Here is an 8,368-nt window from a genome sequence, read left to right on the forward strand (position 1 = left end):
CCGCCCCCCAGCCCCGCCGGCGATTGAGGCGCGGGGGACGGGGCTGAGCCCCGGGGAACGGAGGAAGGGCGGGTAGGGGACCGGCACCGCGCAGCGGCACCACCCGCACCCGCCCTGAGGGCCCGGCTCAGCCCGCCATGTTGTCGGCCAGCTCCTCGCTGAGGTCCAGGTTGGACTCGGTGCCCGGGATCCCCAGATCCTGGGCCCGCTTGTCGGCCATCGCCAGCAGCCGGCGGATCCGGCCCGCGACCGCGTCCTTGGTCAGCGGCGGGTCGGCGAGCGCGCCCAGCTCCTCCAGGGAGGCCTGCTTGTGCTCCATCCGCAGCCGGCCGGCCGCGGCGAGGTGCTCGGGGACCTCCTCGCCGAGGATCTCCAGCGCGCGCTGCACACGGGCTCCGGCGGCCACCGCGGCCCGCGCCGAGCGGCGCAGGTTGGCGTCGTCGAAGTTCGCGAGGCGGTTGGCGGTGGCGCGCACCTCGCGCCGCATCCGCCGCTCCTCCCAGGCCAGCACCGATTCGTGCGCGCCGAGCCTGGTCAGCAGGGCCCCGATCGCGTCGCCGTCGCGGACGACGACCCGGTCCACGCCGCGGACCTCGCGCGCCTTGGCGGCGATGGAGAGCCTGCGGGCGGCGCCCACCAGGGCCAGGGCGGCTTCCGGGCCGGGGCAGGTGACCTCCAGGGAGGAGGACCTGCCCGGCTCGGTGAGCGAGCCGTGGGCCAGGAACGCGCCGCGCCAGGCCGCCTCGGCGTCGCAGGTGGCCCCGGAGACCACCTGCGGGGGCAGACCCCGGATGGGTCGGCCGCGGCCGTCCACGAGGCCCGTCTGGCGTGCCAGCTGGTCACCGCCGGCCACCACGCGGACCACGTAGCGGCTGCCGCGGCGCAGCCCGCCGGGGGCCATGACCACGAGGTCCGAGGAGTGTCCGAAGATCTCCAGGATGTCCTTGCGCAGGCGCCGGGCCGCGATCCCGGTGTCCAGCTCCGCCTCGATGACGATGCGGCCGCTCACCAGGTGGAGCCCCCCGGCGAACCGAAGGATCGCCGAGACCTCCGCCTTCCTGCAGCAGGTGCGGGTGACGGGCAGGCGAGAGATCTCATCCTTCACCGCGGGCGTCATCGCCATGGGCCGATCCTTCCATGCATCCGAAAAATACGGTCGTACGCGGCGGCCAGCAGCTCCGGGTCGTGCTTCGGAGAGCCGTCCTGCCTGGCCACCGGCGCCAGCTCGACCGCGGCGCCGAACCGTTTGGCGGCATCGGCGAGGGACTCGCGGTCGGGCACGGCAGCCTCGTCGGCCAGCACCACGTCCAGGGCGAGTTTAGGGGCGTGTCGGGCCAAAACCTCCAAATGACGCTGCGGAGAGAAGCCCTCTGTTTCGCCGGGCTGCGGCGCGAGGTTCAGCGAGAGGACCCGCCGGGCCTTCGTCTCGATCAGCGCGTCGAGCAGTTCCGGCACCAGCAGGTGCGGGATCACGGAGGAGAACCAGGATCCCGGGCCGAGCACCACCCAGTCCGCGTCCAGCACCGCCGCGACGGCCTCCGGTACGGCCGGCGGGTCGCTGGGCACGACCTGTACGGAGAGCACCTCGCCCGGGGTGAGGGCCACCGTGGCCTGCCCCCGGACGGTGTCCACGTCCTCGGGGCGCGCCGGGTCGTGCCCCTTGACCAGGGCCTGGAGCTCCAGCGGCACCGCCGACATGGGCAGCACCCGGCCCTGCGCCCCCAGCAGCCTGCCCACGAGGTCGAGGGCCTGCACCGGGTCGCCGAGCTGTTCCCACAGGGCGACGATCAGCAGGTTGCCGACGGCGTGCCCGTGCAGGTCGCCCTCGGACTGGAAGCGGTGCTGGATGACGCGGGCCCAGGTCTGGCCCCAGTCGTCGTCCCCGCACAGCGCGGCGAGAGCCTTGCGCAGGTCGCCGGGCGGCAGCACGCCGAGCTCCTCCCGGAGCCGGCCGCTGGATCCGCCGTCGTCGGCGACGGTGACCACGGCGGTGAGGTCACCGGTGATGCGGCGCAGCGCGGCGAGGGAGGCCGACAGGCCCTGTCCGCCTCCGAGGGCCACCACCTTGGGGGTGGCGCCGCGCCGGCGGCCGGAGCGGCGTGCGCCGCCTTCGTCCCGGACGGGAGCGAGGCGGCGCAGGCGGCTCAGCCGGGGGGTACGCGCAATCACTCGCGCCCCATGTCCCTGTGTACGACGACGGTCTCGACTCCCTCGGAGGCGAGGCGGGCGGCGAGCTTCTCGGACATGGCGACACTGCGGTGCTTGCCGCCCGTGCAGCCGACCGCGATCGTCACGTACCTCTTGCCCTCGCGGCGGTAGCCGGTGGCGATGAGCTGGAGCAGTTCGGTGTACCGGTCGAGGAACTCCTTGGCGCCGGGCTGGCTGAAGACGTACCCCGACACCTCCTCGTTGAGCCCGGTGAAGGGGCGAAGCTCGGGGACCCAGTGCGGGTTGGGGATGAAGCGGCAGTCCACGACGAGGTCGGCGTCGACGGGCAGGCCGTACTTGAAGCCGAAGGACATGACGGTGGCCCGCAGCTCGGGCTCCTCGTCGCCGGCGAACTGGGCGTCCATCTTGGCGCGCAGCTCGTGCACGTTCAGGCTGGAGGTGTCGATCACCAGGTCGGCGTCGCCGCGCAGCTCGCGCAGCAGGTCGCGCTCGGCGGCGATGCCGTCGGTGATGCGTCCGTCGCCCTGGAGGGGGTGCGGGCGGCGGACCGACTCGAAGCGGCGGACCAGCGCGTCGTCGGAGGACTCCAGGAAGACGACGCGGCGGGTGACGCCGCGGCTGTCGAGGTCGGCGAGGGACTCGCGCAGGGCGTCGAAGAACTGGCGGCCGCGGACGTCGACGACGACGGCGATGCGCGCCACGTTGCCCTGGGAGCGCGCGCCCAGCTCCACCATGGTGGGGATCAGCGCCGGCGGGAGGTTGTCGACGACGAACCAGCCGAGGTCCTCCAGACACTTCGCCGCCGTACTGCGGCCGGCGCCGGACATGCCGGAGATGATCACCAGCTCGGGGATGGCGGCCTCGGCGGTCTCGCCGGGCTCCACTGTCGTGCCCGTACTCACCTGTGCTCCGTCTCGGTCGTGCATGGCTTCGTGCGCGGTCTCGGGTTCGGTCGTGTGCGTGGTCTCGCGCGTGGTCTCGTGCGTGGTCTCGTGCTCGGTCATTGCTCGGTCCCCCGTTCGGACGACGTTCCCGCTGGCGCGGGGGTCTCGTCCTCAATGATCTCTCCTGTGGCCGTGTTCACGGCAGGACCGGCGGGGACCGCACCGGCGAGGGCCGCTGCCACGGTCTCGGCCGTCTTGCGGCCTATGCCCGGGACCTCGCAGATCTGGTCGATTGTCGCCTGTCTCAGCTTCTTCACCGAACCGAAGTGCTTGACCAGGGCATGCTTGCGGCTCTCCCCGAGCCCCGGCACCTCGTCCAGCGGCCCGGATTTCAGGCGCTTCCCGCGCTTGCTGCGCTGGTACTGGATGGCGAAGCGGTGGGCTTCGTCACGGACCCGCTGGAGCAGGTACAGGCCCTCGCTGCTGCGGGGCAGGACCACCGGGTCGTCCTCGCCGGGCAGCCAGACCTCCTCCAGCCGCTTGGCCAGGCCGCACACGGCGACGTCGTCGACGCCGAGCTCCTCCAGGGCCCGCTTGGCGGCGGCGACCTGCGGCTGCCCGCCGTCGACCACGACGAGCTGGGGCGGGTAGGCGAACCGCTTGGGCCGCCCGTCGTCCTCGGCCGCGGGGACCTCGCCGCCCTCCGTCTCGGCGTCCCACTCCCCTGTCTTCTGCTTCTCCTGGAGGTAGCGGCGGAAGCGGCGGGATACCACCTCGTGCATGGAGCGGACGTCGTCCTGCCCCTCGAAGGTCTTGATCTGGAAGCGCCGGTACTCGCTCTTGCGGGCCAGGCCGTCCTCGAAGACGACCATCGACGCCACGACGTCGTCGCCCTGCAGGTGCGAGATGTCGAAGCACTCGATGCGCAGGGGCGCGCCGTCCAGCTCCAGGGCCTCGGCGATCTCCTCCAGCGCCCGGGAGCGGGTGGTGAGGTCGCTGGCGCGCTTGGTCTTGTGCAGGGCCAGGGACTGCTGGGCGTTCCGGTGGACGGTCTCCATCAGCGACTTCTTGTCGCCGCGCTGCGGGATCCGCAGGCTGACCTGGGATCCGCGCCGCTCGGCGAGCCACTGGCCCAGCGCGGCGGTGTCCTCGGGCAGCGCCGGGACGAGCACCTCCTTGGGCACGCTCTCGCCGCTCTCCTCTCCGTAGAGCTGCTGGACGGCGTGTTCGACGAGCCCGGCGGTGTCGACGGCCTCGACCTTGTCGGTGACCCAGCCTCGCTGGCCGCGGACCCGGCCGCCGCGAACGTGGAAGATCTGCACGGCGGCTTCGAGCTCGTCCTCGGCGACGGCGATCAGGTCGGCGTCGGTGGCGTCGGCGAGCACCACGGCGTTCTTCTCCATCGCCCGCCGCAGCGCCCCTATGTCGTCGCGCAGCCGGGCGGCCTTCTCGTACTCCATCTCCTCGGCGGCGTCGTGCATCTCCTTCTCCAGCCGGGAGAGGTACGTGCCCGTCCGGCCCGCCATGAAGTCGCAGAAGTCCTCGGCGAGTTCGCGGTGCTCCTCGGGGGTGACCCTCCCCACGCAGGGGGCGGAGCACTTGCCGATGTAGCCGAGGAGGCAGGGCCGGCCGATCTGGGCGGAGCGCTTGAAGACGCCCGCGGAGCAGGTCCGCACCGGGAACACGCGGAGCATCAGGTCGACGGTCTCGCGGATCGCCCAGGCGTGCGCGTACGGGCCGAAGTAGCGCACGCCCTTCTTCTTGGGGCCGCGCATGACCTGCACGCGCGGGTACTCCTCGTTCATGGTGACGGCGAGGGAGGGATAGCTCTTGTCGTCCCGGTACTTGACGTTGAACCGGGGGTCGTACTCCTTGATCCAGGAGTACTCCAACTGCAGCGCCTCGACCTCGGTGGACACCACGGTCCACTCGACGGAGGCGGCGGTGGTCACCATGGTGGCGGTGCGCGGGTGCAGGCTCGCCAGGTCCTGGAAGTAGTTGGCCAGGCGCTGGCGCAGGCTCTTGGCCTTCCCGACGTAGATCACCCGGCGGTGCTCGTCGCGGAACCGGTACACCCCCGGGGAGTCGGGGATCTGTCCCGGCCTGGGTCGGTAGCTGGAAGGGTCGGCCATGCCAACACCCTACTGGCGGGCGCCGACAACCTCCGGTACGCCTCCCTCCCACTCCCGCGGTGCCCCGCCCCCGGGGCCCGCCGCGCGGGGCCGTCCCCCGCGGGGGCTCCGCCCCCGGACCCCCGCGCCTCAAACGCCGGCGGGGCTGGTTTTCGGCCCGTGCCGTCCCCCGGGCGCGGCAATCCGGCCCGCGCGGCGCCGCCCCGGCTCCCGCAGCCCGGCCCGCCCGGCACCCGGGGACCGGGCCCGGGACGGAACCCCGGCTCACCACCCCGGTCCGGCGCCTGAGGACCGAGGCCCGGGGGCGGAGCCCCCGCCCCCCCCACCCCAGCCCGTCCGGCGTTTGAGGACCGGGGTCCGGGGCTGGGCCCCGGTTCGGGAAGGGGCGGGGTGGGGAGAGGCCCCGCAGGGCCCGGCCCCCGCCGGAGGCCGGGCCCCGGCCCAGGTGCGGCTGCTAGGCCACGGCCGGGGTGCGGCGCCGGAGCAGGGTCAGCGCCCCGGCCCCGGCCCCCGCCAGCGCCAGCGCCACCGCGCCGCCGACCAGCGGCACGCGGCCACCCGCCCCGGACGGCCGGTCGTAGCCCCCCGCCGTCCCGCGCTCGGCGTACGCCGACCCCGGCAGCTTGTCCCCGTACGCCCGCGTCACCCGTGTGCGGTACGCGGCGAGGCTGGTCCCCCCGGAGCCCACGGCGGCCACCGCGTCCTCGTCCAGCGGCAGCACCCTCCCTCCCCCGGCGACGTACCACGCGTCGATCTGCGGCTCGCGGAACACCGTCCCGCCGGGCAGTTTCTCCTCGCCCAGCCGCGCGTAGCGGAACTCGTCGTCGCCGGTGGCGATGTTCACGACCTGCCAGCCCGCCTCCGTGCGGGCCGTCCAGAGCACGGCCTGCTGCCCGTCGGCGGCGACCGCCCTGCCCGCGAGGAACTCCAGGCGGGCCACGGGCGCCCCCGCCCTGCCCGCGACGAAGTCCGGGGAGAGGTGGTTCACCGGTATCGGCTCGCCCTCGATACGGGGCTGCGCGGCGGCCGGCGCGATCCTGCCGTCCCTCGCGAAGAAGCGGGACAGCGTCGCCAGGGTGTCCGCGGATCCGGCCGCCCGCGCGGCCGCGGCCCTGGTCTCTGGGGTGACGGTCTGCGGCTGCGGGACGGGCGTCGCGGAGGCCTGCGTGGCCGTGGCCGTGACGGTGGCGATCCCCAGGAGAGCGGTGGCCGCGAGGACCGCGGCGGAGGCGGAGGCGGAGGCGCGCAGGGTCATGGCGGTCACGCCCCGATCCGGTAGAGGGAGTGGGTCCAGGAGAAGGTGCTGTTGTCGACGTACCAGGCGTGTGAGGCCCAGTTGTATCGGTCGCTGGAGGGCCACGGGTCGCCCCAGTAGACCCAGCTGCTCGCGGTGTCGTAGCCGTAGACGACGTGCATGTGGCCCCCGCCGCTGGACCATTGGATACGGGTCTCTATCGGTCGGTCGGCGTTGATCTCGGTCTGGACCGTGGAGTAGAGCAGCCAGCCGTTCACGTACGAACCGGGGTTGATGCCGGCCCAGCGCAGGCCGGTCTGGACGTTGCCGAGGGTGGCCTGGTTGTTGGGGCAGTCGTAGCCCTGCTGGCGGTTGAAGGCGGCGTTGCAGAACTGGTTCTGGGTGTAGCTCCGGCCGAACCAGGTGGCGATCGTGTTGCCGCCGGCGGCCCAGCACCAGTTGGTCTTCTGCTGCGCCTGCATGGTGATGCCGAGCCGCTTGTACGCCAGGGCGGAGGGGGCGGACGGGGCGGACTGCGCCGACCGGGCGGACGGGCCGGACCCGGTGTCCGTGTCGGCGGCGGTGGCGGTACCGGCGCCGAGGGACAGGGCCAGGAGCAGGGCGGTGAGGACGGCGGCCAGGGGATGCCGCCGGGTTCTGTTGCGCATCGCGTTCCTCCCGAGGTGGGGACAGTGGGGGTGGAGGAGCGCGTCCGGACGCTGTGGAGGAGCATCAGGGTGTTGTCGCGATCAGGTCAACACGCTTCAATACGCCGTGACATTGCAGTGTGAACGGTGGGACTGCGGTGTGAACGGTGGCTGTCGTGCCACCTGCTCCCCCGGTACCGCCGGCCCGGCCCCCCACGCCGGCGCGTGTGAATGTTCACAGAGGAGTCGCGATGCGGCCGACCGGGAACTCGCCGGACACCCAGGACCCCGCGGACACGCCCGAACTCGGCCGGTTACTGCGGGCCGGCCCCTTCCACCTCGCCCTGCGCGCCGCCCTCGCCGCCCGCGGACTGCCCCTGCACCGGGTGCAGCACCGGCTGGCGGCCCGCGGCATCAAGGTCGGCGTCACCAGCCTCAGTTACTGGCAGCAGGGCGCCCGGCGCCCCCGTCACGCCGAGTCCCTGCGGGCCGTCACCGCGCTGGAGCAGATCCTGGAGCTGCCGGAGGGCTCCCTCGTCCGCCTGCTGACCGCGCCGGACCCCGCCACCGGCCCCGCCCGCCCGGCCGCCCGGTCCTACCGGGCCCTGCTGGGCATGGGCGGCGCCGTGGAGCGGATGCTGGACGCGATGGAGCTCCCCTCCGACGGCGGGCTGCACTCGGTCGGCCACCACGAGCGGGTCCGCATTGGGGCCGCGGGCGAGATGCGGGCCCGCGAGTCGCAGCAGATCGTGCGGGCGCACCGTGACGGCGTCGACCGCTACCTGGCCATCCACCAGGGCGACCCGGGCTGCGACGTGTCCCGGATGCGCGTGACGGCGTACGAGAACTGCCGCACGGGCCGGGTCCGCCGCCACCCCGGGGCGGGGCTGCTGGTCGCGGAGCTGCTCTTCGACGCGCGGTTGCGGCGCGGGGACACGTACGTCTTCGGCTACGGAGTGGAGGACGGCACGGGCGCGCGCAGCGACGAGTACGTGCGCGGCTTCAGCTACGCGGGCGGCCAGTACATGCTCCAGATCCGCTTCGACGAGGCGGCCCTCCCGGTCCGCTGCCGCCGCTTCGCCCGCTCGGGTCCCGCTTCCCCGCGCACCGCCCTGACGGACCTCACCCCGAGCGGCCGCCACCGGGCGGTCCACCTCGTCGAGCAGTCGGTGCGCCGCGGGATCCTGGGCATCGCCTGGGACTGGGACTAGACGAGTAAGTCCGAAGTGCTGGTCAGTGGTCGTAAGCGATCAGTGACCTGGTGATCGGTGTTGCGGTGGCTCGGTTGTGCCAGATGGCGGC

At 73.5% G+C, this 8,368-nt stretch carries 7 protein-coding genes; 1 reads left to right on the forward strand and 6 read right to left on the reverse strand.

Annotation, left to right across the window (positions count from 1 at the left end):
• Positions 1-127: 127 nt before the first annotated feature.
• The 6 genes from whiA to ACZ6Y1_RS32835 form a co-directional block, all read right to left on the reverse strand.
• A complete protein-coding gene (gene whiA, locus ACZ6Y1_RS32810; protein WP_037792880.1) occupies positions 128-1,123 on the reverse strand; it encodes a DNA-binding protein WhiA in 996 nt (331 codons plus the stop codon).
• Positions 1,114-2,169: a gluconeogenesis factor YvcK family protein gene (locus ACZ6Y1_RS32815; RefSeq protein WP_469638476.1), complete on the reverse strand. Its 1,056-nt coding sequence runs from the start codon at positions 2,167-2,169 to the stop codon at positions 1,114-1,116. Before ACZ6Y1_RS32815 ends, whiA begins: the two co-directional genes overlap by 10 nt.
• Positions 2,166-3,173 carry an RNase adapter RapZ gene (gene rapZ / locus ACZ6Y1_RS32820; protein WP_469638479.1) on the reverse strand — a complete coding sequence of 336 codons (1,008 nt, stop codon included), beginning with the start codon at positions 3,171-3,173 and terminating at the stop codon, positions 2,166-2,168. The genes ACZ6Y1_RS32815 and rapZ overlap by 4 nt, the downstream gene beginning before the upstream one ends.
• Entirely contained in the window at positions 3,170-5,185 is a 2,016-nt protein-coding gene (gene uvrC, locus ACZ6Y1_RS32825; protein WP_469638482.1) for an excinuclease ABC subunit UvrC, read from the reverse strand. The genes rapZ and uvrC overlap by 4 nt, the downstream gene beginning before the upstream one ends.
• Before the next feature lie 454 nt (positions 5,186-5,639).
• Positions 5,640-6,440, reverse strand: coding sequence for a hypothetical protein (locus ACZ6Y1_RS32830; RefSeq protein ID WP_469638503.1), 801 nt, complete (start codon positions 6,438-6,440; stop codon positions 5,640-5,642).
• A 5-nt stretch (positions 6,441-6,445) separates the two neighbouring features.
• Positions 6,446-7,087 carry a papain-like cysteine protease family protein gene (locus tag ACZ6Y1_RS32835; RefSeq protein WP_469638485.1) on the reverse strand — a complete coding sequence of 214 codons (642 nt, stop codon included), beginning with the start codon at positions 7,085-7,087 and terminating at the stop codon, positions 6,446-6,448.
• 230 nt (positions 7,088-7,317) lie between these two features.
• Between ACZ6Y1_RS32835 and ACZ6Y1_RS32840 the strand changes: the two genes are divergently transcribed.
• Positions 7,318-8,277 (forward strand): hypothetical protein, encoded by a 960-nt coding sequence (locus ACZ6Y1_RS32840; RefSeq protein ID WP_469638488.1) that lies wholly within the window; start codon positions 7,318-7,320, stop codon positions 8,275-8,277.
• Positions 8,278-8,368 lie beyond the last annotated feature (91 nt).

The organism is Streptomyces sp. NPDC053432, assembly GCF_055585365.1.

Excerpts from the sequence above, each read along its gene's own strand:
- whiA (WP_037792880.1), bottom strand. The coding sequence starts at position 1,123 with ATGGCGATGACGCCCGCGGTGAAGGATGAGATCTCTCGCCTGCCCGTC.
- rapZ (WP_469638479.1), bottom strand. The coding sequence starts at position 3,173 with ATGACCGAGCACGAGACCACGCACGAGACCACGCGCGAGACCACGCAC.
- uvrC (WP_469638482.1), bottom strand. The coding sequence starts at position 5,185 with ATGGCCGACCCTTCCAGCTACCGACCCAGGCCGGGACAGATCCCCGAC.
- ACZ6Y1_RS32830 (WP_469638503.1), bottom strand. The coding sequence starts at position 6,440 with ATGACCCTGCGCGCCTCCGCCTCCGCCTCCGCCGCGGTCCTCGCGGCC.
- ACZ6Y1_RS32835 (WP_469638485.1), bottom strand. The coding sequence starts at position 7,087 with ATGCGCAACAGAACCCGGCGGCATCCCCTGGCCGCCGTCCTCACCGCC.
- ACZ6Y1_RS32840 (WP_469638488.1), top strand. The coding sequence starts at position 7,318 with ATGCGGCCGACCGGGAACTCGCCGGACACCCAGGACCCCGCGGACACG.